Below are 26,108 nucleotides of genomic sequence, written 5' to 3'. Positions count from 1 at the left end.
AAAGAGATGTCAAAGTTATAGGGTCAAGTGACTAAGAGCATGTGGTGGATGCCTTGGCGATTACAGGCGACGAAAGACGTGATAGCCTGCGATAAGCTTCGGGGAGCTGGCAAATAAGCTTTGATCCGGAGATTTCTGAATGGGGAAACCCACCTCGCAAGAGGTATCGCATGATAAATACATAGTCATGCGAGGCGAACCGGGTGAACTGAAACATCTCAGTAGCTCGAGGAAAAGACATCAACCGAGATTCCGAAAGTAGTGGCGAGCGAAATCGGAAGAGCCTTCTAGTGATAGCACGACTGTTAGCAAAACGGGATGGAAAGCCCGGCCATAGCAGGTGATAGCCCTGTATGCGAAAACAGACGTGTGGTACTAAGTTAGAGAAAAGTAGGGCGGGACACGAGAAATCCTGTCTGAATATGGGGGGACCATCCTCCAAGGCTAAATACTCGTAATCGACCGATAGTGAACCAGTACCGTGAGGGAAAGGCGAAAAGAACCCCGGGAGGGGAGTGAAATAGATCCTGAAACCGCATGCTTACAAAAAGTAGGAGCCCGCAAGGGTGACTGCGTACCTTTTGTATAATGGGTCAGCGACTTACATTCAGTGGCAAGGTTAACCGAATAGGGAAGCCGTAGAGAAATCGAGTCCGAATAGGGCGAATCAGTCGCTGGGTGTAGACCCGAAACCAAGTGATCTATCCATGGCCAGGATGAAGGTGCCGTAACAGGTACTGGAGGTCCGAACCCACTAGTGTTGCAAAACTAGGGGATGAGCTGTGGATAGGGGTGAAAGGCTAAACAAACTTGGAAATAGCTGGTTCTCTCCGAAAACTATTTAGGTAGTGCCTCAAGTATTACCTGCGGGGGTAGAGCACTGTTTAGGCTAGGGGGTCATGGCGACTTACCAAACCTATGCAAACTCCGAATACCGCAGAGTACAGCTTGGGAGACAGAGCACCGGGTGCTAACGTCCGGACTCAAGAGGGAAACAACCCAGACCGCCAGCTAAGGTCCCTAAAATTGGCTAAGTGGGAAACGAAGTGGGAAGGCTAAAACAGTCAGGATGTTGGCTTAGAAGCAGCCATCATTTAAAGAAAGCGTAATAGCTCACTGATCGAGTCGTCCTGCGCGGAAGATGTAACGGGGCTAAGCCAGTTACCGAAGCTGCGGATTTGCAATTTATTGCAAGTGGTAGGAGAGCGTTCTGTAGGCCTGTGAAGGTGTCTGGTAACGGATGCTGGAGGTATCAGAAGTGCGAATGCTGACATGAGTAGCGTTAAAGGGGGTGAAAAGCCCCCTCGCCGTAAGCGCAAGGTTTTCTACGCAACGTTCATCGGCGTAGAGTGAGTCGGCCCCTAAGGCGAGGCAGAGATGCGTAGCTGATGGGAAACAGGTCAATATTCCTGTACCGATCAATAGTGCGATGTGGGGACGGAGAAGGTTAGCTCAGCCAACTGTTGGATATGTTGGTTCAAGCCTGTAGTCGTGCCTGGTAGGCAAATCCGCCGGGCTTAGATGAGGGGTGATAACGAGTCTGCTTGCAGACGAAGTGAGTGATACCCTGCTTCCAGGAAAAGCCACTAAGCTTCAGCTATTGACGACCGTACCGCAAACCGACACTGGTGCGCGAGATGAGTATTCTAAGGCGCTTGAGAGAACTCAGGAGAAGGAACTCGGCAAATTGATACCGTAACTTCGGGAGAAGGTATGCCCCAAGTAGGTGAACTCGTACAGAGGGAGCCCAACGGGGTTGCAAAAAATCGGTGGCTGCGACTGTTTAATAAAAACACAGCACTCTGCAAACACGAAAGTGGACGTATAGGGTGTGACGCCTGCCCGGTGCTGGAAGATTAAATGATGGGGTGCAAGCTCTTGATTGAAGTCCCAGTAAACGGCGGCCGTAACTATAACGGTCCTAAGGTAGCGAAATTCCTTGTCGGGTAAGTTCCGACCTGCACGAATGGCGTAACGATGGCCACACTGTCTCCTCCTGAGACTCAGCGAAGTTGAAATGTTTGTGATGATGCAATCTCCCCGCGGAAAGACGGAAAGACCCCATGAACCTTTACTGTAGCTTTGTATTGGACTTTGAACAGATCTGTGTAGGATAGGTGGGAGGCTTTGAAGTGAGGACGCTAGTTCTCATGGAGCCAACGTTGAAATACCACCCTGGTGTGTTTGAGGTTCTAACCTAGGTCCATTATCTGGATCGGGGACAGTGCATGGTAGGCAGTTTGACTGGGGCGGTCTCCTCCCAAAGCGTAACGGAGGAGTTCGAAGGTACGCTAGTTACGGTCGGACATCGTGACGATAGTGCAATGGCATAAGCGTGCTTAACTGCGAGACTGACAAGTCGAGCAGATGCGAAAGCAGGACATAGTGATCCGGTGGTTCTGTATGGAAGGGCCATCGCTCAACGGATAAAAGGTACTCTGGGGATAACAGGCTGATACCGCCCAAGAGTTCATATCGACGGCGGTGTTTGGCACCTCGATGTCGGCTCATCTCATCCTGGGGCTGTAGCCGGTCCCAAGGGTATGGCTGTTCGCCATTTAAAGAGGTACGTGAGCTGGGTTTAAAACGTCGTGAGACAGTTTGGTCCCTATCTTCCGTGGGCGCTGCAGATTTGAGGAAGCCTGCTCCTAGTACGAGAGGACCGGAGTGGACACACCTCTGGTGTATCGGTTGTCACGCCAGTGGCATTGCCGAGTAGCTAAGTGTGGAAGAGATAACCGCTGAAAGCATCTAAGCGGGAAACTCGTTTCAAGATGAGATCTGCCGGGGCCTTGAGCCCCCTAAAGAGTCGTTCAAGACCAGGACGTTGATAGGCTGGGTGTGGAAGCGCAGTAATGCGTTAAGCTAACCAGTACTAATTGCTCGTGCGGCTTGACCCTATAACTTTGATAGCCAACACGCACACCACAATGGTTGTGTGAAAAGCTCAAAGTCTGTTATGCCAAGTTAGACGCAGTCAAAAGACACAAAATCTGATTCCAGACTCTATGAATTCGTTGTGTTGCCACAAAAGCAGCACGACAACAAGTTATGCCTGATGACCATAGCAAGTTGGTCCCACTCCTTCCCATCCCGAACAGGACAGTGAAACGACTTTGCGCCGATGATAGTGCGGGTTCCCGTGTGAAAGTAGGTCATCGTCAGGCTCTTACAGCCCAGAAAACCCCAGTCTCATAAAGACCGGGGTTTTTTGCTTTGTAGAACACGAAAACGCGCCAACAGCAACAGGCGCTACTCAACGGTTGCGTATGACATGGGGTTCACTTGGTCTGTCTTCCATACCAGACCTGTATCGCTGGCGCGAACCTATAAAGCCGCTCGGACCCTGAGCTCTGGATCATTTGCCTTGGGCAACGTCGCGCTGTCCGCTGGACTGGGGTGAGTCTTTTAAACCGCGCTGATTCGAATTGAATGCCCTGCCCTTGTCTCTATCCGCCACTCAATGAGCGTATGCGAGGCGCTTGCAGCCATACTTATTCAAGACTGGCCGCCCGAAATCTTTGAACACTACCCGGGTCGAGAAAACGCTCGAGCTTTCCCTCTATCCACAGATAGTGCAGATGCGCCAAAGCCTCTCCCATAGCAAAAGTCATTTGATGGGTGTCTAGCTTGCGCTTAAAGAGAATCGACAAAGTGTCCGCAGCACTCAAGGCATGGTCATGTGCCGCCTGCAGGATTTCTTCAAGCCTCTCCCGGTGATGGTCTTGGAGTTGTGCGATGCGCGTAGCCAGGCCTGTGAATGGCTTGCCATGTGATGGCAGTACCAATGTGCTCTCCGGAAGGTCCAGGTAGCGCAGCAGGGAGTCTAAAAACAACTGCAATGGGTTGGCCTCGGGCTCACTGGCATGGACGCTTACATTGGTCGATATGCGCGGCAGCACCATGTCTCCGCTGATCAGTGTAGTGAGCTCAGCGCAAAACAATGCCATGTGCTCCGGTGCGTGGCCATAGCCGCTGATGCAGCGCCAGGCGCGACCACCGATATTGAGGATGTCTCCATCCATGAGTCGGTGAAAACGGGTCGGCAAGGCGGGGACCAAGGTTGGAAAATACGATGCACGACCGCGTACATGGGCCAGAAAAGACGGGTCTTGCGCACCGTGCAACGCATAAAAATCCGCCCCCGCTGCCCCGCCAAACCCCTGTGGGTCATAGACAGCAACGCGTGCCACGTTGTAGTCGGTGGCACTGATCCACAAGCGCACATTCCAGCGCTCGCACAGCCAGTGCGCCAGCCCGATATGGTCTGGATGCATGTGGGTCACGATGACGCGCAGGATGGGTAGCCCCTCCAGGCAGTTCGCAAAGATCTGCTCCCACTGGGCGCGGGTTGCAGCACTGTCGATGCAGCAATCCACGATGGTCCACCCGTCTACCAGCGCCCCGCCTGCATCTGGCTGTCGATCGCGCAACAGCCACAGATTGATGTGATCCAGTGCAAAGGGTAGGCCCATGCGGACCCAGCGCACTCCGGGTGCGACTTCCAGGGTGGCGCCCTCGGCGGGAAGCGCGTCGCCGAACGGGTAGTGGATCTGGTGTTCGAGTGGATTCATGGAGACAGTGCGATGGGTTAGCATTGACGTTAACGTAAACGTCATGCACTCAATGCATTGTAGAGAGCAGTCGCCATACGACTGTCTCCTGTGCGAACCCAATAGCGCTGCGTGCAGCACCCACCATGGCCAATACTTACACCATCAGTGACCTCGCCAAAGAGTTCGATCTCACCACCCGGGCGATCCGTTTTTATGAAGACATGGGCTTGTTGCAGCCGGAGCGCACCGGCGCCGCAGGCCGCAACCGGGTTTACAGCGCACGCGACCGCACGCGGCTGCGCTTGACGCTGCGGGCCAAGCGCCTGGGTCTGTCTCTCACCGAGGCCAAGGAGATCATCGATCTCTATGACAGCCCCCGTGACACCGGCGTACAGCTCCGCAAGTTCCTGGACGTGCTGGTGGTTCATCGCAAACAGCTCGAAGAGCAAATGGCCGATTTGCAGGCCAATCTGGAAGAGGTGCGGGAGCACGAAGAAGAGGCGCGGTCGCTATTGGCCAAGGTAGAAAAGCAAAATTGATTCATAATTGACGTTTACGTAAACGTAAATCAGGAAACTACAGTGAGCACGCCCCCCTTTGAGCCGCGTTGCATCGACTTTGCCGACCGCGTGCGCGACAGCTTCGCGCGGCAGGGGGCTATGCACACGCTTGGCGCGTCGCTGGGGTTGGTGGCACCGGGCGCGGTAGACATTGAATTTCCCTGGGCTCCCGCGCTAACCCAGCAGCATGGTTTTCTACATGCGGGCATGGTGTCCACCGCGCTGGATTCGGCCTGCGGATATGCCGGTTTCACTCTCATGGCGGCCGATGCCGCCGTGCTCACCATCGAATTCAAGATCAATCTGCTGGCCCCTGCCAAAGGCGAGCGGTTCCGCATGGAAGGGCGGGTGCTGAAGCCCGGCCGCACCATCACCGTCTGTGAGGGCCGCGCCTTCGCCATCGACGGCAACCAAGAAAAGCTGATCGCCACCATGGGCTGCACCCTGATGGCGGTGACCGGACGCGACAACATCCAGGGCTGAGCCCTGCCCATTCCCCACCTTCTACGAGGAGACAACCCCCATGAGCATTCCTGCCAACCTTCCCGGCCTCAACTTCCAGTTGGGCGATGACATTGACGCCCTGCGCGACGCCGTGCGCGACTTTGCACAGGCCGAAATCGCGCCCCGCGCGGCCGAGATCGACCGCAACGACCAGTTCCCCATGGACCTGTGGCGCAAGATGGGCGACCTGGGCGTGCTGGGTATCACGGTGCCCGAGCAGTACGGTGGCGCCGCCATGGGCTACCTGGCCCACATGGTGGCCATGGAAGAAATCTCGCGCGCCAGCGCTTCGGTGGGCCTGTCCTACGGCGCGCACAGCAACCTGTGCGTGAACCAGATCAACCGCAACGGCAACGAGGCCCAAAAGGCCAAGTACCTGCCCAAGCTCATCAGCGGCGAGCATGTAGGCGCGCTGGCCATGAGCGAACCCGGCGCAGGCTCTGACGTGATCAGCATGAAACTCAAGGCCGAAGACAAGGGCGGCTACTACCTGCTCAATGGCAGCAAGATGTGGATCACCAACGGCCCGGATGCCGACACGCTGGTGGTATACGCCAAGACCGAGCCTGAAATGGGCGCACGCGGCGTCACGGCATTCCTCATCGAGAAGGGCATGAAGGGCTTCTCCATCGCACAAAAGCTCGACAAGCTGGGCATGCGCGGCAGCCACACCGGCGAGCTGGTGTTCCAGGACGTAGAAGTGCCCGCAGAGAACGTGCTGGGCGGCGTGAACAACGGCGCCAAGGTGCTCATGAGTGGCCTGGACTACGAACGCGCGGTGCTGACCGGCGGCCCCCTGGGCATCATGCAGTCGGTCATGGACAACGTGATCCCTTACATTCACGACCGCAAGCAGTTCGGTCAGAGCATTGGCGAATTCCAGCTCATCCAGGGCAAGGTGGCCGATATGTACACCGTGCTGCAGGCAGGGCGTTCGTTTGCCTACACTGTGGCCAAAAACCTCGACATGCTCGGCACTGACCACGTGCGCCAGGTCCGCAAGGACTGCGCCAGTGTGATTCTGTGGTGTGCCGAAAAGGCCACCTGGATGGCGGGCGAAGGCGTGCAGATCTACGGTGGCAATGGCTACATCAACGAGTACCCGCTGGGCCGCCTCTGGCGCGATGCCAAGCTGTACGAGATTGGCGCGGGCACCAGCGAGATCCGTCGCATGCTGATCGGCCGCGAGCTGTTTGCCGAAACCTGCTGACCTCTCCGTAACGCCAACCTTTCACCGCAAGGACCCCATGCCCTCCTCCATCGACGACCTGTTTGTTCACAACCGCGCCTGGGCGGCCCAGATGGAGCGGGAGCGGCCAGGCTTCTTCACCAGCCTGCTGGCGCAGCAGAAGCCCAAGTACATGTGGATCGGCTGCTCTGACAGCCGGGTGCCTGCCAACCAGATCACTGGGTTGGAGCCGGGCGAAGTGTTCGTGCACCGCAATGTGGCCAACGTGGTGGTGCCTACGGACCTCAACTGCCTGTCCACCATCCAGTACGCGGTAGACCAGTTGCAGGTGGAGCACCTGATGGTGGTGGGGCACTACGGCTGCGGCGGCGTGCTCGCCGCGCTGCAGGGCACGCGCGTGGGCCTGGCAGACAACTGGATCCGCCATGTGACCGATGTGCGCGACCGCCACCGCGACCTGATCGCCGCCACCGCACCCGAATGGCGCCACGACGTGCTGTGCGAGCTGAACGCCATCGAGCAGGTGGTGAACATCGCGCAGACCACCGTCATGCTGGACGCCTGGGGCCGCGGCCAGAAGGTGACCCTGCATGGGTGGTGCTATGGGCTCAAGGACGGGCTCATCAACAACTTGCACATGTCGGTAGACAGCACCGAAGGCCTGGAGTCGCTGTACAAGGCCGCGATTGCTGGTGTGGCTGCTACCCGGCGTCAGTAAGCAGGGCGCCCCCGCTTACGCATGCGACGGTTGCGCTGACAAGGATGCCTGCCATCATGTTCCCGCAACGCCTGGATGCTCCCCAGGCCTATGGCATTGCCAAGGCCATGATGGACGGCTTCAACCGGCACTACCGGCTGTTTCGCACCGAGTCCGCGCGAGCCAAGCACCGCTTTGAAACTGCCGACTGGCATGGCCAGCAGCGGGCGCAGCGCGAGCGCATCGAGTTCTACGACCTGCGGGTGAAGGAATGCGTGCGCCGCCTGGAGAAAGAGTTCGAGGCCGGCGCGCAGCCCATGGATGTGTGGCATCAGGTCAAGCTGCATTACATTGGCTTGCTGGTGAACCACCACCAGCCCGAGCTGGCCGAGACCTTCTTCAACTCGGTCACCACCAAGATCCTGCACCGCACGCATTTCCACAACGACTTCATCTTTGTGCGGCCTGCGGTCAGCACCGAATACATCGAGAACGACGAGCCCGCCGCGCGGCCCACCTACCGCGCCTACTACCCCACACGCGAGACGCTGGGCGACACCTTCCAGGCTATCGTGGAGAACTTCCAGCTCCAGCGCGAGTTTGCCGACCTGCAGCGCGACACCGGCTGCGTGGTGGCCGCCATGCGCAGCCGACTCGACAAGGTGCGGCTGCGCACCAACTTCCAGATCCAGGTGCTCACCAGCCTGTTCTTTCGCAACAAGGGCGCCTATGTAGTGGGCAAGATCATCAACGGCTTCAACGAGGTGCCGTTTGCGCTGCCCATCCTGCACGACGACAGCGGCAGGCTCTATATCGACGCGGCCCTGTTTGGCGAAGACGACATGCAGATGCTGTTCAGCTTTGCACGTGCCTACTTCATGGTGGACATGGAGGTGCCCAGCGCCTATGTGCAGTTCTTGCGCAGCCTCATGCCGCGCAAGCCGCGCGCTGAGATCTACAACGCCCTGGGCCTGGCCAAGCAGGGCAAGACGCTGTTCTACCGCGACTTTCTGTACCACCTCAAGCATTCCAGCGACCAGTTCCGCATTGCGCCCGGCATCAAGGGCATGGTGATGCTCGTGTTCGATCTGCCGAGCTTTCCGTTCGTCTTCAAGCTCATCAAGGACTACTTTCCGCACCAGAAGGAAACCACACGCGAGCAGATCAAGGCCAAGTACCTGCTCGTCAAGCAACACGACCGCGTGGGCCGCATGGCCGACACGCTGGAGTACAGCGAGGTCGCCTTTCCGCGCGACCGTTTTGACGACGCGCTGATTGCCGAGATCGAGAAGTTTGCCCCCAGCCAGCTCGAAATCAGCGACCGCGATGGCGACGGCCAGACCGAGGTGATCATCAAGCACCTGTACATCGAGCGGCGCATGATCCCGCTCAACATCTACCTGCAGGAAGCGTTCGATACCGGACTTTCGGACCCGCGCGCGCGCCAGCAGATGGAGCACAGCGTCATCGAATACGGCAATGCCATCAAGGACCTCGTGGCCGCCAACATCTTCCCCGGCGACATGCTCTGGAAGAACTTCGGCGTCACGCGCAACGGCAAGGTCGTGTTTTACGACTACGACGAGATCGAGTACCTCACCGACTGCAACTTCCGCCGCGTGCCGACGCCGCGCAACGAGGAAGAAGAAATGAGCGGCGAGGTCTGGTACAGCGTGGGCCCACGCGATGTGTTTCCCGAAACCTTCGGCCCCTTCCTGCTGGGCAACGACGCGGTGCGCGAGGTCTTCATGTTGCACCACGCCGATTTGCTCGATGCCGCGTTCTGGCAGTCGCACAAGGAGCGCATCCAGGCCGGCCAGATGCTCGATGTGTTCCCTTACGACCCGGAGCGGCGCTTTGCGCAGCGCGCTGAGGCGGGCTGAGCGCCTGCCTAGCCCCAATTTTCACCCACCCCTTTTCCTCTGACCCTTACCCCGGAGACCTTCACCATGTCCATCCAAGACCCCATCGTCATCGTCGGCGCTGCACGCACCCCCATGGGCTCGCTGCAGGGCGACTTCTCCAGCCTGGCCGCGCACGACCTGGGTGGCGCCGCCATCAAGGCCGCCATCGAGCGTGCCGGTGTCTCGCCCGATTCCGTGGGCGAAGTGCTGTTTGGCAACTGCCTGATGGCCGGCCAGGGCCAGGCGCCTGCGCGTCAGGCAGCCTTCAAGGGCGGCCTGCCCAAGGGCGCGGGCGCGGTCACGCTCAGCAAGATGTGCGGCTCCGGCATGAAGGCCGCGATGATGGCGCACGACATGCTGCTGGCCGGCACGCACGACGTGATGGTGGCGGGCGGCATGGAGAGCATGACCAACGCCCCCTACCTGCTGCAAAAGGGCCGAGGGGGCTACCGCCTGGGCCACGACCGCATCTTCGACCACATGATGCTCGACGGCCTGGAAGACGCCTACGAGGCTGGCCGCTCCATGGGCACCTTTGGCGAAGACTGCGCTGCAAAGTACCAGTTCACCCGCGAGCAGCAAGACGCGTTTGCCACCGCCAGCGTGCAGCGCGCCAAGGCGGCCACTGAGTCGGGCGCGTTCGCGGCCGAGATCGTGCCCGTGACGGTGAAGGACCGCAGCGGCGAGCGTGTGGTGTCGGTGGACGAAGGCCCCGGCAAGGTCAAGCTCGAAAAGATCGCTGCGCTCAAGCCGGCGTTCAAGAAGGATGGCACCATCACCGCCGCCTCCAGCTCCAGCATCAACGACGGCGCCGCTGCGCTGGTGATGATGCGCGAGTCCACTGCCAAGAAGCTGGGCGCCAAGCCCCTGGCCCGCATCGTGAGCCACGCCACCCACGCCCAAGAGCCCGAATGGTTTGCCACCGCACCGCTCGGCGCCACGCAGAAGGCACTCGCCAAGGCCGGCTGGCAGGTGGGCGACGTGCAGCTGTGGGAGATCAACGAAGCCTTTGCCGTGGTGCCCATGGCGCTGATGAAGGAGCTGGATCTGCCCCACGACAAGGTCAACGTAAACGGCGGCGCCTGCGCGCTGGGCCACCCCATTGGCGCCAGCGGCGCGCGCATCATGGTCACGCTGATCCACGCGCTCAAGGCCCGCGGCCTGACCAAGGGCCTGGCCACGCTGTGCATCGGCGGTGGCGAGGCCACGGCCGTGGCGCTGGAACTCGTCTGAGGCCGCTGGCTGGAGATGGGATGATCCCCGACTTTGTACAAGGACCGCGATGACCACTCCCTCTCCCGCCATCGGCGCCTTCTGGCGCGCGTTTTCTGATGCCCAGGCATCGCTCCAGGCCCTGCCGCTGCGCGAGCGCGTGGGGGCGGCCAATGCGCTGATCGATCAGCACCTGGAAGGCCTGGCGCTGGAGATGTCCGGTGACGATGCTGATGCGGTGGTGGACCTCATTGTCACGGCCCACGGCAGCATCGAACGGTTTCCGCTGGTGGCGCAGGTGGTGGCGGCCGCACCCGCGCTGCCGCACTACCGCGTGCGTGCGTTCCGCGAGCGCACCACGCAGCCGGACTTTCCCATCGGCATGGAAGGCTTCGAGCTGTCCACCGCCGAAGTGCTGGTGGCGCTGGAACAGGACGGCGGGCAGGCGGCGCTGGAGATCCGCTTTGGCCGCGAGATTCCCAGCGACTACCAGGACCACGCGCGCAACATGGCGTTCATCATGCTCGACCACGTGCTGGGCGAATACGACTTTGCCGTGAAGGTGGGCGCGGTGGACTTTGTGGGCGAGCCGGACGATGCCCACACCCCCTGGGTGCCGCTGAGCCAGCTGCCCCCGGTGTTCGACCGCTACTGGACCGAGACCCTGGGCCACACCGGCCACTTCCCCACGGGCGAGGCCGAGTGGGACGGGCTGGAGCTGCAGTTTGACTGCCCCATCGACGAAGACGGCAACGAGCTGCCACCCGACGACATCGACAGCGACGATGCGCCCGAGACCGGCGTGGTCATGGTCAACACCAGCGCCAACGCGGTGGCCATGCGCGCCGACCTGGCCTACGCCCTGACCGTGGATCTGGCCGTGCCCGACACCGACACCCTGACCGCCGTGCAAGACCTGCAGGACCAGGCCGCCACCGTGCTGCAAGTGCCGCAACTGGGCATTCTGGTGCTGACGCTGATGCGCGCGGGGCGCCGACAGGCGCTGTACTACGTGAGCGACGAACAGTTGGCCAAGCAGGCGCTGGCGCCCTTGCTGCTGCGCGACGAGGCAGCATCGCTGGAGCTGAAGGTGGCGTACGACCCCGCGTGGTCGGGCTATTTCGAGTACGCCGGCTACCTGTCTGCCTGAGCGTGCGACGTTTCTTTGAATACTCCTGAATTGATAGCTACTAGCGCATGATGTACTAGCGCTTGCGGCACATTGGGCTTGAAAATGAACTCCATACTCGTGATCGGCGCGTCCCGGGGCATTGGCCTGGAGCTGGTGCGCCAGTACACCGATGCCGGGCGCCGGGTGATTGCCACCGTGCGCGACGACGCGGGCCGCGAACGCGTGCTGGCGCTGGGCGCCGAGGCGCTCACCGTCGATGTGGCCAACCCCGCCAGCGTGAGCGGCCTGGCCTGGCAGCTCGACGGCGAAAAGCTGGACCTGGCGCTCTATGTGGCCGGCGTCATCCGCCGCCCCAACGCGCTCACCCCACCCACGCAGCAAGACTTTGACGCCGTCATGCACACCAACGTGCTGGGCGCCATGCAGGCCATTCCGCAGGTGGCGCCCCTGGTGGCGGACGCGGGCGGCGTGTTTGCGTTTCTGTCGTCCTCCATGTCGCAGATCGGCAGCGTGCCTGACAGCGGCTCCTGGCTGTACCGCACCAGCAAGGCCGCGCTGAACATGGCCGTGGCCGCCGCGCAGCACGACTACCCCGGCGCCACGCTGGTCACCATCGACCCCGGCTGGGTGCAGACCGACATGGGCGGCGGCGGTGCGCCGCTAACGGTGGAAGACAGCGTGCGTGGCCTTCGCAGCACGCTGGCCAGCGTGACCGCTGCCGACAAGGGCCGCCTGCTGCACCACGATGGCCGCCGCGCTGCCCATTGGTGAGCTTTTTGAACTTCTGAACAACGACTTTGGAGACAACCCATGCTGCTGACCCAAGACCAGGAAATGATCCGCGACGCAGTGCGCGACTTTGCACAGACCGAGCTGTGGCCGCACGCCGCGCGCTGGGACAAGGAACACCACTTCCCCAAGGAGGCCCACCAGGGCCTCGCCGCGCTGGGTGCCTACGGCATCTGCGTGCCCGAAGAGTTTGGCGGCGCCAACTTGGACTACGTGACGTTGGCCCTGGTGCTGGAAGAAATCGCGGCCGGTGACGGCGGCACCAGCACAGCCATCAGCGTGACCAACTGTCCGGTCAACGCCATCCTCATGCGCTATGGCAACGCGCAGCAAAAGCGCGACTGGCTCACGCCGCTGGCGCGTGGCGAGATGCTGGGCGCGTTCTGCCTGACCGAGCCGCATGTGGGCTCCGACGCCTCAGCGCTGCGCACCACGGCGGTGAAGCAAGGCGATGAATACGTGATCAACGGCGTCAAGCAGTTCATCACCAGCGGCAAGAACGGCCATGTGGCCATCGTGATCGCCGTGACCGACAAGGGCGCGGGCAAGAAGGGCATGAGTGCCTTTCTGGTGCCGACCAGCAACCCCGGCTATGTGGTCGCTCGGCTGGAAGACAAACTGGGCCAGCACAGCAGCGACACGGCGCAGATCAACTTTGACAACTGCCGCATCCCGGCCGAGAACCTGATCGGCGCCGAGGGCGAGGGCTACAAGATCGCCCTGGGCGCACTCGAAGGCGGCCGCATCGGCATCGCCGCCCAAAGCGTGGGTATGGCGCGCAGCGCGTTCGACGCGGCGCTGGCATATTCCAAAGAGCGCGAGAGCTTCGGCACCGCCATCTTCAACCACCAGGCCGTGGGCTTTCGCCTGGCCGACTGCGCCACGCAGATCGAGGCTGCGCGCCAGCTCATCTGGCACGCCGCCGCGCTGCGCGATGCAGGCAAGCCCTGCCTGAAGGAAGCCGCCATGGCCAAGCTGTTTGCGAGCGAGATGGCCGAGCGTGTGTGCAGCGCCGCCATCCAGACGCTGGGTGGCTATGGCGTGGTCAACGACTTCCCGGTGGAGCGCATCTACCGCGACGTGCGCGTGTGCCAGATCTACGAAGGCACGAGCGACGTACAGAAGATCATCATCCAGCGCGCGCTGGCCTGAGAGGCTGAGAGTCTTTGAACCATGTCCGCCTTGCACGCCAAAACGCCCCGGCTCTTCGTTGCAAATGCTCGCCACAGCGCGAGCTATGGCTGTGCTTTGCGCCTCGATCCGAGGCGTTTTGGCGCGCCTTTCGGGGTTGGCTCAAAAACTCTCAGCCTCTGAGCCTGCGCGCCACGGTGCCCGGCCTGCGGTGTGCAGGAGGCCTTTCGGGCGCGGTCCACAACGCTCAGCCCCTGAGGCGTAACTCGCGCTCCAGCAGCGCGAGCCGCTCGGGCTCGGCGTGGTGCCGGGCCACCGGCTGCACGCTGGCAAACACGGTGCGCCCCATTTCCGCGCGCCCGCTCCAGGCCAAGGCCAGCGCGTAGTCGCAGGTGCACACGGCCAGTGAGGGCCAGGCGCCCGGGGCCTTGCGCACCAGCCCCAGAAATTGCTCACACGCCTTGCCCAGGTGGCTGGCAGCCTCGCTTGCCCGGGCCGGGTCGCGCAGCGCAATCATGCCCCGCACCCAGTCGATGAATGCTTGCCCGTGGGGAGGCAGCATGGCGGGCTGCAGGGTGTCCACGAAGCGCTGCGCTTCGTCGGGATGGCCCGCGCGGGCCTCGCCCAGGGCCAGGTCCAGCTGCAAAGTGGGCTCTCCCGGCCGCTGCGCTATCAGGTCGCGCAGGCGCGCGGTAAAGCCCGCATGGTCGCCCGTGGCCAGGGGCAGGGTGTAGATGCGTGACAAGAATTCGCCTTCGTCCGCTGGGCGCATGGGGTGGATGCGCAAGCGCAGGATGGCGGCGTCCACCCCTTCGGCGCGCGCCTCGAACCAGGCCATGCGCACGGCGGCGTCCCAGGCGGGCTTTCGCAAGAACGCATGCCGTTCGGCTGCGCGGTCCAGCCGCTGGGCCAGCACGTCCAGGCGGGGCAGGTCGCCCGTGGCGTGTGCGTGCAGCATCTGCTGGTACATACGCTGAAACTGGTGCATGTAGGCAAACACCCCCAGCGGCGCCAGCATGGCCAGTACCAAAATGCCTTGCACCCACGGGCTCCACTGGCGCCACACGGCCAGCGCCACCAGGGCCGCGCACACCAGCAGCCAGGTGCGGTTGTTGCGCAGCAGCTGCCGCAGCGTGGTCCACAGGCCGGGGTTCTCCTGGGCTTCGATCTGGTCGCGCGCCAGCTGGCGCAGTGCCTTCACGTCCAGGGTGCCCAGTGCGTCGTCCGCCATCTCGGTCATCGCACGGGCATACAGCCCGGAGGTGTGCAGCTGCACCTGGGTCAGCGGGGGCTGCTGCAGCGCCGCAATAGCCTGCATGGCTTCTTCGGCCGTCTGGGCATGCACGAAGCCCTCGGTGGGGCGGCCTTGCGCGTCCTGCGCCTGGTACAGCCAGCGGGGCTGGCCGGGCGGTGGGGTGGTCCCGGTGGTGGTCATGGTGTGGCTCCCTCCTCATGTGACTTGCCAGCGTGTCGGTGTCGCCGGTCGATGGCTGCGGATGGTAGGGGGGCAGGGGATGGCTGCGTGCAGCGGGCAGACGGGCGGTGCACCGCTGGCGGACGGCCGGTGCTGTGGAAGGGCTTATTGGAAAGGCACGGGGTGCTGTTCCCGCTGGCTTTTGCCATGAGCCAGCCACTGCACCAGCACCGCATGCAGCTCTGCAGGGTTCACCGGCTTGCGCAGCACCAGGTAGCCCTCGTCCTCGGCGTCCCGCAAGGCGGGCGCGTCGAACTCGCCGCTGACCATCGCGCCCCGGGCGGAAGGGCAGCGTGCCAGCAGCGTGCGCAGGATGTCAAAGCCGCTCTCGCCCGAGCGCAGCCGCTGGTCGCAGAAGATGGCATCTGGCACCAGCCCTTCGTCGAGAAGGCCATGGGCTTCGACCCCGGTGGTGGCATAGGCTGCCGCCACGCCCCAGGCTTCGAGCATGGCGCGCCAGGCCTTGAGCACCTGGGGGTCATCGTCCAGCACCAGGCATTGGCCCTGCAGCGGTCGGCTCGCCACAGCCTGGTGGTGCGTTGCGGCAGAGGTGGTGGGCGCGCCTGCATCGGTGGCCACATGGGCTGGCAGCCGCAGCCAGAAGCGCGAACCCCGCCCCGCCAGCGAGTGCACACCGTAGGCCGCCCCCAACTGCTCGGCACAGCGCGCCACCACGGCCAAACCCAGGCCGTGCCCCGCGTCGTCCATCTGGTCGGCCCGCGATCCCCGGTAGTAGGGGCTGAACACCCGGGCCTGATCGGCCGGGGCAATGCCAATGCCCGTGTCCCGCACCTCCACCAGCCAGCCGCCGCCGCGTGCGCGGGCACTCACCAGCACCTTGCCCTGCGGCGTGTAGCGGATGGCGTTCTGCACCAGGTTCGCCAACGCCTGGCGCAGCAGCACCGGCTCGGCCCAGACGGTGGCGCCACGGCGCGGCAGCCGCAGCCGCAGGGTCAGGCCGCCCAGGCTGGCCTGCTCGCGGAACAGCCGCACCACATCTGCCAGCAGCGCGCCGAGGTCCACGGCGGTTTTGTGGCCCAGTGGCTGCCCCGACTCCAGGCGCGACAGGTCCAGCAGCGCATTGAACAGCTGGCTCATGGCCTGCATGCTGGCGCGCAGATCGGCCACCAGCGGACGCAGGACCGGGTCGGTATTGCGCAGGCTGATCGCCTCCACCATGAGGGACATGGCGTGCACGGGCTGGCGCAGGTCATGGCTGGCGGTGGCGAGGAACATGTTTTTCTCAGTCAGGGCGCTTTCTGCCTGTCCCCGGGCGGCGGCCAGGGCCTCGTTGGCCGTGCGCGTGCGGCGGTACAGCCAGAAGCTGGCGCCCGCCGCGAGCAGTGCCAGGGCCACAGCCGCCGCCAGTCCTATCTGCTGCATGCGGCGCACGCGCAGCTCGGCATCCTGCACCCGGTTGGCCTGCGCCAGCTGATCGATCTGGCGCTGGCGCTCAGCGCTGTCAAAGCGCTCCTGCAAGGTCGCCACGGCCTGGTCGCGCTCGGTATGGAACAGCTCCTTGGCCAGCGCCTGCTGCTTGCGGGTGGTGGCCATGGCTTCGCGGTACAGGCCCGCTTGTTCATACATGCGCGACAGCTCGCCCAGCAGCTGTTCTTCCATGGGCAGGGAGCCCGCTTCGTGCACAAACCGGATGCCCGCCTCCACCTCGTGCACACCGGCCGCAATGCGGCCCTGCCCCATGAGCGCAAAGCCCAGGTTGGCCTGGGCCAGTGCGGCACCATTCAATTCGTGTGCGTCGCGGTAGGCTGCCAGCGCCTCGCGCATCACAGGCTCCGCCTCCGCATACGCCTTGCGCTGCAGCAGGACGTCGCCCAGGTTGTTCAGCGCCGTGGCCTGGAGCCCGGCCAGCCCTCCTGCGCGCGCAATCTGCAGCGCTTGGCGGTATGCCGCTATGGCCGTGTCGAGGTCGCCCTGCACGTTTTCGACGTTACCCCGGTGCAGGTGCAGCCAGCCCAGCGCTTGCCGGGCATCCAGCTTCTCGGCCAGGGGCAGCGCCTCGCGGATGGTTTGCAGCGCCCGCTCCGGGTTCTTCATGTCGAAATGCAGCAGCTCCAGATGCGTGCGCGACCGCAGCTCTGCCGTGGCCGCCTGGCGAGGCAGCGTGCGCGACAGCTCCAGGCTGCGCAGCAGCTGGGCCAGTGCCTCTTCAAACTGCCCGTTGCCGCTGTGCAGCGCGCCCAGCGTCAGGTGGTACAGCCAGCGCACCCAGGGGTCGCCTACGGTCTCGGCCCCGGCCGCGACTTGCGCCAGCGCCGCCAGCCCCGCACGTGTCTTGCCCGCCACGGCCAGTTGCCGGGCCTCAAAGGCTGCGGCCAGCACCTGCGAGGACATGTCGTTCGACGTGGATGCCAGCGCCTTCAGTTGCGCGATGGCCTCCGTCACCACGGGGGCCTGCCCGGTCTCGAAGGCCGCGTCTGCCAGCGCGGCGTAGTAGGTGCGCCGGGTATCGACATGCGCCGCGCGGGCAAAGCGTGGGGCTGCCGCCTGCAGTGCCTGCACGGTCTCCGCGCTGTTGCGCTGCGACAGGGTCTGCAGGCGGTCCAGCTCGGCCAGGTCCTGGGACGGTGTCTGCGCGCTTGCGGACAGAGCTCCGAACAGGCCCAGCGCAGTGGCCAGCACCCAGGGCCGCAAAAGGCGCATCAGGACAGCTCCAGCCGCCGCCCACGCAGCAGGGTGATGGCCTCCACCCGTGTGCGCACGCGCAGCCGCTCCAGGATGCCCGTCACGTGCTCCTTCACGGTGCTCTCTGCAATGTCGAGCTGCGACGCAATGCGCTTGTTGGGCAGGCCTTGCAGCACCAGCGCAAGGATCTGTCCCTGGCGTGCAGACAGGCCCAGCTCTGCCGGTGTCACCGGCAGGTCGCGGCTGCGCGGCGGCTGGCTGCCGATCTGGCCGGGCTCAAACCACACCAGGCCGCCCAGCAAGGCTTCCACCGCCAGGCCAAAGGTGTCGGGTGCGGCCTGCTTGTGGATGAAGCCCTGGGCGCCCGCCTGCCGGGCCTGCGCCATCACCGCAGGGTCATCGTCGCCGCTGATCACCGCAATGGGGGTGCCCGGGCAGTGCGCGCGCACCTGCGCGATCAGGCCCAGCGCCGAGCCCTCGGCCAGCCAGAAATCAACCAGCACGATGGCCGGTGTGCCCCGCGTGCCCACCCAGCGAAGCAGGTCGTCCGCGCCGGAGGCCACCACCACGTCCATCTGCGGCATGCGGGCACGCAGAAATTCGGCCATGCCGTGTGCCACCAGCGGATGGTCGTCGAGGATGAGCGCGTAAGGAGAGGAAGGAGACATGCGGGGTGGGGGAGGGAGGCAGCCCGGCGGGCGGCCCATACCGAAAGGTATGCCTGCGGGCAAATTCTGCCAAGTGTTCAGCAGGATGGACGGCGCGCAAACCCTACCAGCGTAGGGTTTCGCATGGGAGGGGGTGCTGCACAGAATCCGCGCTCCATTCACCATCACGAGGTTTCTGTTCATGACACGACAAGCCAGCGCAACGGGTGCCGGGCGCACCTGGCACCCCGCACGTCCTATCTTCCGCTGGGCCCCCCTGGGCCTGGCTGCCGCCTTGCTGGCGGGCTGCGGCGGCGGTGATGACAACAACGGCACGCCGCCGCCCAGTGCGGGTGCATTCAGCATCGGCGGCGCGGTCAGTGGTCTGGGTGCTGGCAAGACAGTGACGTTGCAGAACGCCGGCAAGGACGACCTGACGGTGAACGCCAATGGCAACTTCGTGTTCGCCACGCGCCTGGACAACGGCATTGCCTATGCCGTCACCGTCAAGACCCAGCCCAGCGGTCAGCGCTGCACCGTGACGGAAGGCACTGGCACGGCCACCGCCAATGTGAGCACCGTGCAGGTGCGCTGCGAGAACCTGGCGGCGGCCACCTATACCGTGGGCGGCTCGGTCAGCGGCCTGGCGGGCGGCACCGTGGTGCTGCAGAACAACGGGCGCGACGACCTGTCGGTTGCCAGCAACGGCGGCTTCACCTTCGGCACAGCGCTGGCGGGTGGCACGGCCTACGCCATCACGGTGCGCACACAGCCTTCGGGCCAGAGCTGCACGGTGCGCAACGGTACGGGCACGGTGGGATCGGCCAACGTGAGTACGGTGGACGTGAGCTGCGCGACCGCTGCGCAGGGGCTGCCGGAGGGTGACTGGAAGCAGGGCCAGTGTTCCGTGGTGCGGCCTGGTGTGTGGGGGCGCGTGCTTTGGCGCATTGCCCGACAAAGCGATACCCGGGCAACGGCCGCACAAGGCGTCATGACCTATGCGACGGCCGACTGCTCGGGCCAGGGCACGATCGCGGGGCCGCTTACCGATCTGGGCGTGTTCAACTTCGACCGCAGCGGAAGCACGGCAAGCGCCACAGCTTTCTGGAGCACCTGGGTGACGCCGTCGGGCATCACGTCGCGCTCTGTGTGGACTCGCAAGGGTGCCTATCTGTGCGTTTTCGGTGACAGTACCCCCACGGTATTTCCTACGGCAGCCAGTGCAGAGGCTTACGCAGACCTCATCATTGCCAACAAGGCCTGCTACACGCAGAACTGATGGTGCTTGGGCGCTTCCTGGCAAGGGGGGCTGCCCTATCGCCCATCGCGTTCGATGTCTCCGCCGCGTGTGGAAAAGAGAGGCCGCCATGGATTGCCATGGCGGCCTTTTTCAATACTGAACCGGACGGTTACTTTGACAGCTCCACCATCGTGGCCGCGTCCAGTCTGCCCGACTGCGCGATGCCCCGGTCTTTCTGGAACGCGCGCAGTGCGGATGCGGTCTTGCCGCCCATGGCGCCATCGGGCGTGCCCGCGTTGTAGCCCAGCTCATTCAGGCGAGCCTGCGCGTCGCGCAGCGAAAGCCCGGCGGTGGCTCCATTGCTTTGCGCGCCAGCACGTGCGGCCGATGTCTGCGAGGGCGGTGCGGCGCCGTCCACACTCAGCCGCCCGCCGCCACCCAGGCCCTGGCCCTTCACCGTCTGGGCGCGGTAGTTGCGCAGCGACTGCACCATCTGGTTGAACGCATCCATGAAGGCTGCCGCAATCACCTTGCCTTCGGCCGTGTTGGAGTAGCCACCCATGCGCGCGCCGCCCGAGCCGCCCAGCAGCTGCCCCATGGCGCCAAAGTCGGTCTTGGCGGCGCTGCCTTCCGAGGCCGCCACCTGCACGCCCGAGCGGTTGTCGATGAGCGTGAGCAGCGCACTGGCCTCCTTGGTATTCATGCTGCCGCCAAGGGCTGCCAGCAAGCCGCCTGCGCGGCCGCCGACCAGGCCGCCCAGCGATGCGGAGGCCCCACCCGCGTTGTTGTTCTGGAACACGATTTCGGGCGACAGGCCATAGTCCGAGGCCACCATCTGGCCCTGGCCAAACTGGCTGCCCTGCCGCATTTCGCCCGACTGCATCAGCGCGCGCTCGCGCGTCATCGCGTTCATGCCGGCCGCACCCCGCTCCACCACCACAAAGCAGTTGGACTGCTGCACCAGCAGGCGCAGCAGGTTGGCCGTGGGGGGCAGGCGGTACTGGTCGCGCAGGATGGTGTACCAGCCGGCCTGCTGGTTTTCGATCAGCGAGACGGTACCCAGCGGGCTTTCGCAGCGCTCCAGCGAGTCGCTGGCGCCGGTGGACGCTCCGCCCGCAGCGCTGCCGGTGGCCACGGTCTTGGCATCGGCGCTGCCCATGCGCATGTTGGTGGTTTCGCAGCCGCTCAGCAGGGCAGCAGCGGCCACGGCGGCGCTGACCGCGCACAGGCGCAGCGGGGTGGAGGAACGGGACAGGTTGGCAGCGGCACGCGCGCGCCGCAGCGGGGCAGAAAAGGTGATGGTCATGGTGACGGATGTGGCCGCATGTGCAGCGAAAGGGAGGAACACAAAGTCCTGATCTTTCGCCGTGCGGCCAACCACCGACAACCCGACAGAAGTAGGGTGGCAGCAGCGTCACACCCGGCCCGGGGTGCGTCACAGCCCGTGGCTACGGTGTCAGCGGCTGGACAGCGCCGCGCTCTGCAACTGCGCCAGCGTCACGAACTCCAGCGCACGCGCATGGGTGCACTCCAGGATCACCGGCGGTGCCACACCCGCCTCGTAAGCCTCCTTCCAGCGCAGGGCGCACAGGCACCAGCGGTTGTTGGGCTTGAGGCCTGCAAACCGGTACTCGGGCCGGGGGGTGATGAGGTCGTTGCCCCGCGACAGCGAGAAGTCCAGAAACGCCTGCGTCATGCGTGCGCAGATCACGTGGGTGCCGTGGTCGTGCTCGTCGGTGTTGCAGCAGCCGTCGCGGTAAAAGCCGGTCAGCGGGTCGTAGGAGCAGGGCATCAGCATGGTGCCCAGAACATTCAGTGCAGTCATATCGGATGGTGTGGTTGGGGCGGTAGCAGAGGCTGGACGCGACGGGTCAGCCCTCGTCGCCACGGCGGCGCAGCACCACGGTGATCTGGCCGTTGGTTTCGATGGTCGCACGCTCCACCTCGTGCGCGTGCAGGCAGCCGCCAGCACGCAGCGCGGCCTCCACGTCGTCGCGGGTCAGCAGCTCTTTGCGCATCAGGGACTGGTTCAACTGGCCTTTGTCGATCAGCACCTGCGCCTGGCCGTCCACCCAGCGCCCGATGCGCGGAAAGTGAAACGCCAGCCGGGCCAGGGCCACGTGGCACAGCATCAGCGTGCTGGCTGAGATGAGCCCGCCCACCAGCGAGTTGTCGCCCGCGTTCATCGAGTTTTGCACCGCGTTCGACAGGATCAGCAGCAGGATCAGGTCAAACGGCTCGTACTGGCCGGTCTGCCGCTTGCCCGACAGGCGCATGAACACCAGCAAGAACAGATACACCACCACGCCGCGCACGACAAATTCCCACCACGGCACGCTCATTTCCCACATTGCAAGGTTCCTTGTTGGATGCTTGGGTGCTGGCAGTCTACGGCCTGCTGCGCCCCTTCGATGCGGTGAGCGAAAATCCCGCACTCACCGTCCCTGCGCGCTCCCCTGGCTCCCCATCGTGTGCCGCCCGCGCTCCTTCTGAAAGAACCGATCCATGCAACGCCGCCAATTCACCCAGGACAGCCTCGCCGGGGCTCTGCTGTGCGCCACCGCGCAACATGCCTGGGCCCTGTCGCTGGGCAATCTGACCAATGCCGATGCCGCCAGCGGACTCAAGGCCGCACTGACCCAGGGCGCGCAGGCAGCGGTGTCGCTGCTGGGCCGCAATGACGGTTTTCTGGGCAACCCCAAGGTGCGTATCGGCCTGCCGGGCTACCTGGACGACGCGGCCAAGGTCATGAAGTCCCTGGGCCAGGGCAAGCGCATTGATGAGCTGGTGGTGTCCATCAACCGCGCCGCCGAAGCGGCCGTGCCCATGGGCAAGGACCTGCTGGTGGGCGCGGTGCAAAACATGACGGTGACCGACGCCAAGAACATCCTCACCGGTGGCGACAACTCGGTGACCACCTTCTTTGCCGAGAAGACGCGCACGCCCCTGGGCCAGCGTTTTCTGCCCGTGGTGAACCAGGCCACCGAGAAGGTCGGCCTCACGCAGAAGTACAACGCCTTCGCCGGCAAGGCCGCGAGTTTTGGCCTGCTGAAGGCCGAAGACGCCAACCTGGCGCAGTACGTCACCGGCAAGACGCTGGACGGCCTGTACCTCATGATCGGCGAGGAAGAGCGCAGGATCCGCCAGGACCCGGCCGCCGCCGGCAGCGCCATCGCCCGCAAAGTGTTTGGTGCCTTGCGCTGAGGGGCGTCACGATGTCTTTGCCGCAGCCTAACGACCCCTGCCCTTGCGGGCGCCTGGCGCCTGCGGGCCCGGGTGGCAACAAGGGCAAAAGCGCTACCCCTTTGCCCTTTGCCAGCTGTTGCGGCCGCTACCTGGTCGCGCCTGGGTTGGAGGCCTTGGCAGCCCCTGATGCCGAAAGCCTCATGCGGTCGCGCTACACCGCCTTTGTGTGTGAGCGGGCCGACTACCTGCAGGCCACCTGGCACGCCAGCACCCGCCCGGGCACGCTCGACTTTGATGCGGGCGCCAAATGGCTCGGGCTGGACGTGCGCCGATACGCCACCACCGATGCCGACCACGCCGTGGTCGAGTTTGTGGCCCGCTACCGTGTCGCCGGGCGCGCCGTGCGCCTGCACGAGACCAGCCGTTTTGTGCGCGAGGGCGGGCGCTGGTTTTATGTCGATGGAGACCTGCATGGCTGAATTTCAAGCCAAAACCACCCCAGGCGCTAGTGCAACATGCCTTGATAGCTATGAAATTTGAAGCAATCCTGTTTGACTGCGACGGTGTGCTGGTAGACAGCGAGCCCATCACCAATGGCGTGCTGCGCGACATGCTGGCTGAGGCCGGTTGGGTGCTGACGCCCGAAGAGTGCATGCGCCTCTTCATCGGCAAGATGGTGCGCAGCGAGGCGGCGCGCATTGAGCACCACACCGGTCGCCCGCTGACCGACGAATGGATGTCGGCCTTCTACGCCCGCCGCAACGCCGCGCTGGAGGCGCAGCTCACCGCCATCGAGCACATCCATGGCGCCGTCGAGCGCGTGCACGCTCACCACGACGGGCGCATCGCCTGTGCCTCAGGGGCCGACCGCTTCAAGGTCGAGATGCAGCTGGCCAAGGTGGGCCTGGCACCGTACTTTGCGGGTCGCATTTTCAGCGGCCACGAGATGCCCGCCACCAAACCCGCACCCGACGTGTACCTGGCCGCTGCCGCAGCGCTGCAGGCCGTGCCCACGCGCTGTGCGGTGGTCGAAGACACCGTGACCGGCGTCACCGCCGGTGTGGCAGCCGGGGCCACCGTGTTTGCCTACGCCCCGCTGGACGATGGGGCCGCGCTGCGGGCTGCAGGGGCGCAGCACGTGTTTCGCAGCATGGCGGAGTTGCCAGAGCTGCTGGGCTGCTGACCGCAGAGCCTGTTTGCGGCCCCACGCGCGATCGCAAGCAAGTGTTCAGGGCTGCGTATCGGGCGCGGGCGTGGTCGGCACGCCTTGCTCTTCAGCGGCGCGCACCTGCGCTGCCATTGCCCGCTGGTAACCGGGCCGCTGCTGCAGCCGCTGCCAGTAGGCCTGCGTGGCCGGGCCAAATTGCGCACTCAGCCCCAGGTGCTGCGCCAGCAGCAGCGCATAACCCACCGCCACATCCGCCGCCGTGAAGCGGCCTGCACACAGGTAGTCGTTGGCGCCGTGGGTCAGCGCCGTCTCCACGGCGCGCAGCCGTGCCAGAAACCAGCGGCTGTAGTCCTCCACCACCTGCGGTTGCTTGCGCTCTGTCGGTTCAAACCGCCCATAGCGCAGCACCAGCGTCTGCGGAAAGGTCAGCGTGGCATCGCTCATGTGCAGCCAGTTCAGGTACGCGCCATACGCCGGGTGTGTGGGCGCCACATCCAGCCCCGCGTCGGGGTGCGTGGCAGCGAGGTACTGGCACATCGCGGCCGATTCGGTCATACGCACCTCGTTCGGCGCGGCGCCCTGCACCAGCAGCGGCACCGTGCCCAGCGGGTTCTCGTCCAGAAACCACCGCGCCTTGGCACGCGGTGGAAAGGGCAGCATGTGGAGCTGGTAGGGCAGTTGCAGCTCTTCGAGCATCCACAGGGGGCGGAAGGAGCGGGCGCTGACGCAGTGGTGGAGGTGGAGCATGGCAAGCAGGTCGAAGTCAAGGGCCAGTGTAGTGAGGCTGCAATGCCGTGGCGTGACGCCACCTGTCACGTTGGGTGCAAATCATGCCGTGTGGGTCTGGCGGCGAAATTCGGCAGGCGACAGCCCCGTCCACCCTCTAAACGCCCGGATAAAACTCTTCTCGTTCTCAAACCCTGCCGCCTCCGCCACCTGCTTGATGGGCCGCTGCGTGCGGTGCAGCAGCTCCACCGCACGGGTGCGGCGCACCTCGTCTTTCAGGCCTTGCAGCGTGGCGCCTTCTTCCTTCAACTGCCGGTGCAGCGTGCGCGGCGACACGTGCAGCAGCGCGGCCAGTGATTCGGCGCTGTGCTGAGGCAGGGCGTGGGCGGGCTGGCCAGGCAGGGAGGCGGCCAGCAACTGGCGCACGCGCTGCACCAGCAGGCGGTCGCGGCGGTAGTGCAGCACTGTCAGGGGCAGTGCATGCTGCAGCATCTGGCGCAGGGCTGCCTCGTCGCGGCGCAGGGGCAGGTTCAGGTAGCGGGCGTCGAAGTGGATGGCGGTGCGCGGCGCGTGGAAGGTGACGGGGCCCCGGAATAACACGGCATAGGCATCGGCGTGCGGCGGCGCGTCAAACGCGAACTCTGCGGCGATGAGCGGGATGCGCGAGTCCACCATCCAGCAGGCCAGGCCGTGGGCATTGCGCAGCACGGACACTAAACAGAACTCGCGCAGCGCGCCCAGGTCGCGGGCCTCGGTGATGGCCAGGGAGGCGGTGTCGCCTTGCGTGGTGAGGTGCAGGGCAATGTCGTCCGTCAGCAGCCCGTGGTGGCGGCACCAGCGGGCCAGGGCCACCTGCAGCGTGGGCGAGCTGATGCTGGCGCGGGCCAGCATGCCGTAGCTGCCCCAGGGCAGGCGGCGGCTGAACCAGCCCAGGGCTTCATCGTCCAGTTCCTGCATGGCGGCGTCGGAGATTTGTTCCATTTGCCAGGCGGTGATGCGGGCGCTGTCATCGTGCAGCAGCTGTGGCGCAATCTGTGCATGGGCCAGGGCATTCTGGGGGCCTAGGCCGCGACGCTCGTACGCCAGAACAATGGCGCGCACAAAGGCAATGGGCGTGGCGGCGGGCGCTGTGCCGACCGTGGTGGCTGGCGCTGCCGTGGGCTCGAGAGGCGAGGGCGGGGAGTTCACGGCCGCCAGTGTGCCTGAGTTCGCTGGGAGCACTGCTTCTGTGGCACGATTTGCAACCATTGTGGCAACCTGCCCTGGTACAAGGCTTCTATGCTTGAGGGTCGTTTGCCGCCGCTGCACCCGACGCCCCTCCCTCGTATCGCACCGGGTGCTGTGGCAGAC

The 26,108-nt window shown here is 64.3% G+C and carries 22 protein-coding genes and 2 rRNA genes; 15 read left to right on the top strand and 9 right to left on the bottom strand.

Going from position 1 to position 26,108, the window contains the following annotated elements; all coding sequences use genetic code 11:
• Positions 1-21: 21 nt before the first annotated feature.
• Together ACOYR4_RS20110 and rrf are read left to right on the top strand one after the other, a co-directional pair.
• A 23S ribosomal RNA gene (locus tag ACOYR4_RS20110) occupies positions 22-2,900 on the top strand.
• A gap of 154 nt (positions 2,901-3,054) precedes the next feature.
• Positions 3,055-3,167, top strand: a 5S ribosomal RNA gene (gene rrf / locus ACOYR4_RS20105).
• A 327-nt stretch (positions 3,168-3,494) separates the two neighbouring features.
• On the opposite strand, the gene ACOYR4_RS20100 is transcribed toward rrf, so the two are convergent.
• On the bottom strand, positions 3,495-4,574 hold the full coding sequence (locus ACOYR4_RS20100; protein WP_422847831.1) for an MBL fold metallo-hydrolase: 1,080 nt from the start codon (positions 4,572-4,574) through the stop codon (positions 3,495-3,497).
• Positions 4,575-4,699: 125 nt separating this feature from the next.
• On the opposite strand from ACOYR4_RS20100, the gene ACOYR4_RS20095 reads away from it, so the two are divergent.
• The 9 genes from ACOYR4_RS20095 (at position 4,700) to ACOYR4_RS20055 (ending at position 13,695) form a co-directional block, all read left to right on the top strand.
• Complete coding sequence (locus ACOYR4_RS20095; protein WP_015015787.1) at positions 4,700-5,095, top strand: MerR family transcriptional regulator; 396 nt, start codon at positions 4,700-4,702, stop codon at positions 5,093-5,095.
• A gap of 42 nt (positions 5,096-5,137) precedes the next feature.
• On the top strand, positions 5,138-5,599 hold the full coding sequence (locus ACOYR4_RS20090; protein WP_422847830.1) for a PaaI family thioesterase: 462 nt from the start codon (positions 5,138-5,140) through the stop codon (positions 5,597-5,599).
• 40 nt (positions 5,600-5,639) lie between these two features.
• Positions 5,640-6,830 carry an isovaleryl-CoA dehydrogenase gene (locus ACOYR4_RS20085; RefSeq protein ID WP_422847829.1) on the top strand — a complete coding sequence of 397 codons (1,191 nt, stop codon included), beginning with the start codon at positions 5,640-5,642 and terminating at the stop codon, positions 6,828-6,830.
• A 37-nt stretch (positions 6,831-6,867) separates the two neighbouring features.
• Positions 6,868-7,527, top strand: coding sequence for a carbonate dehydratase (gene can / locus ACOYR4_RS20080; RefSeq protein WP_110960356.1), 660 nt, complete (start codon positions 6,868-6,870; stop codon positions 7,525-7,527).
• A 56-nt stretch (positions 7,528-7,583) separates the two neighbouring features.
• Complete coding sequence (gene aceK / locus ACOYR4_RS20075; RefSeq protein ID WP_422847828.1) at positions 7,584-9,389, top strand: bifunctional isocitrate dehydrogenase kinase/phosphatase; 1,806 nt, start codon at positions 7,584-7,586, stop codon at positions 9,387-9,389.
• 66 nt (positions 9,390-9,455) lie between these two features.
• The gene (locus tag ACOYR4_RS20070) at positions 9,456-10,643 is read left to right on the top strand and encodes an acetyl-CoA C-acyltransferase (protein WP_422847827.1); all 1,188 of its coding nucleotides are present in this window, start codon (positions 9,456-9,458) and stop codon (positions 10,641-10,643) included.
• A 49-nt stretch (positions 10,644-10,692) separates the two neighbouring features.
• Positions 10,693-11,772 (top strand): DUF695 domain-containing protein, encoded by a 1,080-nt coding sequence (locus ACOYR4_RS20065; protein ID WP_422847826.1) that lies wholly within the window; start codon positions 10,693-10,695, stop codon positions 11,770-11,772.
• Positions 11,773-11,856: 84 nt separating this feature from the next.
• Positions 11,857-12,525, top strand: coding sequence for an SDR family oxidoreductase (locus ACOYR4_RS20060; protein ID WP_422847825.1), 669 nt, complete (start codon positions 11,857-11,859; stop codon positions 12,523-12,525).
• A gap of 39 nt (positions 12,526-12,564) precedes the next feature.
• On the top strand, positions 12,565-13,695 hold the full coding sequence (locus ACOYR4_RS20055; RefSeq protein ID WP_015015779.1) for an acyl-CoA dehydrogenase family protein: 1,131 nt from the start codon (positions 12,565-12,567) through the stop codon (positions 13,693-13,695).
• Between the two features lie 226 nt (positions 13,696-13,921).
• Here ACOYR4_RS20055 and ACOYR4_RS20050 read toward each other — a convergent pair whose 3' ends face one another.
• The 3 genes from ACOYR4_RS20050 to ACOYR4_RS20040 all read right to left on the bottom strand — a co-directional run bounded on the left by ACOYR4_RS20050 (position 13,922) and on the right by ACOYR4_RS20040 (position 18,459).
• Complete coding sequence (locus ACOYR4_RS20050) at positions 13,922-15,109, bottom strand: hypothetical protein (protein WP_422847824.1); 1,188 nt, start codon at positions 15,107-15,109, stop codon at positions 13,922-13,924.
• A 144-nt stretch (positions 15,110-15,253) separates the two neighbouring features.
• The gene (locus ACOYR4_RS20045) at positions 15,254-17,809 is read right to left on the bottom strand and encodes an ATP-binding protein (protein WP_422847823.1); all 2,556 of its coding nucleotides are present in this window, start codon (positions 17,807-17,809) and stop codon (positions 15,254-15,256) included.
• Positions 17,809-18,459, bottom strand: coding sequence for a LuxR C-terminal-related transcriptional regulator (locus ACOYR4_RS20040; RefSeq protein ID WP_043565694.1), 651 nt, complete (start codon positions 18,457-18,459; stop codon positions 17,809-17,811). Before ACOYR4_RS20040 ends, ACOYR4_RS20045 begins: the two co-directional genes overlap by 1 nt.
• A gap of 181 nt (positions 18,460-18,640) precedes the next feature.
• On the opposite strand from ACOYR4_RS20040, the gene ACOYR4_RS20035 reads away from it, so the two are divergent.
• A complete protein-coding gene (locus tag ACOYR4_RS20035; protein ID WP_209817873.1) occupies positions 18,641-19,717 on the top strand; it encodes a hypothetical protein in 1,077 nt (358 codons plus the stop codon).
• 130 nt (positions 19,718-19,847) lie between these two features.
• On the opposite strand, the gene ACOYR4_RS20030 is transcribed toward ACOYR4_RS20035, so the two are convergent.
• From ACOYR4_RS20030 to ACOYR4_RS20020, 3 genes are all read right to left on the bottom strand, one after another.
• On the bottom strand, positions 19,848-20,984 hold the full coding sequence (locus ACOYR4_RS20030; protein WP_422847822.1) for a peptidoglycan-binding protein: 1,137 nt from the start codon (positions 20,982-20,984) through the stop codon (positions 19,848-19,850).
• A gap of 150 nt (positions 20,985-21,134) precedes the next feature.
• Complete coding sequence (locus tag ACOYR4_RS20025; protein WP_015015773.1) at positions 21,135-21,503, bottom strand: DUF2237 family protein; 369 nt, start codon at positions 21,501-21,503, stop codon at positions 21,135-21,137.
• 46 nt (positions 21,504-21,549) lie between these two features.
• A complete protein-coding gene (locus tag ACOYR4_RS20020) occupies positions 21,550-22,029 on the bottom strand; it encodes a DUF421 domain-containing protein (RefSeq protein ID WP_422847821.1) in 480 nt (159 codons plus the stop codon).
• Between the two features lie 154 nt (positions 22,030-22,183).
• On the opposite strand from ACOYR4_RS20020, the gene ACOYR4_RS20015 reads away from it, so the two are divergent.
• From ACOYR4_RS20015 to ACOYR4_RS20005, 3 genes are read left to right on the top strand one after another with little or no spacing between them, the layout of a single operon-like run.
• Positions 22,184-22,882, top strand: coding sequence for a DUF4197 domain-containing protein (locus ACOYR4_RS20015; RefSeq protein ID WP_422847820.1), 699 nt, complete (start codon positions 22,184-22,186; stop codon positions 22,880-22,882).
• A gap of 11 nt (positions 22,883-22,893) precedes the next feature.
• A complete protein-coding gene (locus tag ACOYR4_RS20010) occupies positions 22,894-23,343 on the top strand; it encodes a YchJ family protein (RefSeq protein ID WP_060985596.1) in 450 nt (149 codons plus the stop codon).
• A gap of 50 nt (positions 23,344-23,393) precedes the next feature.
• Positions 23,394-24,047, top strand: a complete 654-nt coding sequence (locus tag ACOYR4_RS20005) for an HAD family hydrolase (protein ID WP_060985597.1) — start codon at positions 23,394-23,396, stop codon at positions 24,045-24,047.
• A 45-nt stretch (positions 24,048-24,092) separates the two neighbouring features.
• Here the strand turns inward: ACOYR4_RS20005 and ACOYR4_RS20000 are convergent, their stop codons facing one another.
• Positions 24,093-24,779: a glutathione S-transferase family protein gene (locus ACOYR4_RS20000; protein ID WP_343733698.1), complete on the bottom strand. Its 687-nt coding sequence runs from the start codon at positions 24,777-24,779 to the stop codon at positions 24,093-24,095.
• A gap of 81 nt (positions 24,780-24,860) precedes the next feature.
• Positions 24,861-26,006, bottom strand: coding sequence for an AraC family transcriptional regulator (locus tag ACOYR4_RS19995; RefSeq protein ID WP_422847819.1), 1,146 nt, complete (start codon positions 26,004-26,006; stop codon positions 24,861-24,863).
• Positions 26,007-26,108 lie beyond the last annotated feature (102 nt).

The sequence above is a fragment of the Acidovorax sp. M14 genome (genome assembly GCF_049331375.1).
Lineage (GTDB): Bacteria > Pseudomonadota > Gammaproteobacteria > Burkholderiales > Burkholderiaceae_C > Acidovorax.
Note: the sequence above shows the minus strand (reverse complement) of the source record. Positions and strands in the feature narration are given on the sequence as shown.